The sequence below is a fragment of the Hydrogenophaga taeniospiralis CCUG 15921 genome (genome assembly GCF_001592305.1).
GTDB classification, from domain to species: domain Bacteria; phylum Pseudomonadota; class Gammaproteobacteria; order Burkholderiales; family Burkholderiaceae_C; genus Hydrogenophaga; species Hydrogenophaga taeniospiralis.
The window spans coordinates 1-922 of sequence record NZ_BCWR01000045.1; the positions used below are offsets into that span (position 1 = coordinate 1).

A 922-nucleotide genomic window follows, 5' to 3' on the forward strand; every position below is an offset into this window, starting at 1 on the left:
CGATGATCAGCGCAATGCCCTGCCCCACCCCGATGCACATGGTGCACAGCGCGTAGCGCCCGCCCGTGGCGTGCAGCCGGTTCACCGCCGTGGTGGCCAGGCGGGCGCCGCTGGCGCCCAGCGGGTGTCCCAGCGCGATGGCGCCGCCCCAGGCGTTGACGCGCTCATCGTCGTCTTGCAGGCCCAGGGTGCGCAGCACGGCCAGGCCTTGCGCGGCGAAGGCTTCGTTGAGTTCGATCACGTCGAGCTGGTCCAGCGTGAGGCCGGTGAGCGCCAGCACTTTCTGCGTGGCCGGTGCCGGGCCCATGCCCATGATGCGCGGGGCCACGCCGGCCGTGGCCATGCCGACGATGCGGGCCTTGGGCGTGAGGCCGTTCTTGGCCGCTGTGGCCTCGTCGGCCAGCAGCAGGGCGCAGGCGCCGTCGTTCACGCCGCTGGCGTTGCCCGCCGTCACCGTGCCGTCGGGGCGCACCACGCCTTTGAGCTTGGCCAGGGCTTCCAGGCTGGTCTCGCGCGGGTGTTCGTCGGTGTCCACGATGAGGGCGTCACCCTTCTTCTGCGGAATGCTCACGGCGCAGATCTCGCGCGCCAGGTGGCCGGCTTTGATGGCGGCCACGGCCTTCATCTGGCTGGCCAGGGCCATGCGGTCCTGGGCATCGCGTTCGATGCCGTGGTCGGTCGCGACGTTCTCGGCGGTTTCGGGCATGGAATCCACGCCGTACTGGGCTTTCATGAGCTGGTTGACGAAGCGCCAGCCGATGGTGGTGTCGTATACCGCGTTGTTGCGGCTGAAGGCACTCTCGGCCTTGGGCATGACGAAGGGTGCGCGGCTCATGCTTTCCACGCCGCCGGCGATCATGAGGCCGGCTTCGCCGCTCTTGATGGCGCGCGCGGCCGTGCCCACGGCGTCCAGGCCGGAGCC

General features: G+C 70.4%; 1 protein-coding gene. It reads right to left on the reverse strand.

Going from position 1 to position 922, the window contains the following annotated elements; genetic code table 11:
* On the reverse strand, nucleotides 1–922 hold a 922-nt coding region (locus HTA01S_RS24420; protein ID WP_068176656.1), incomplete at both ends, for an acetyl-CoA C-acyltransferase.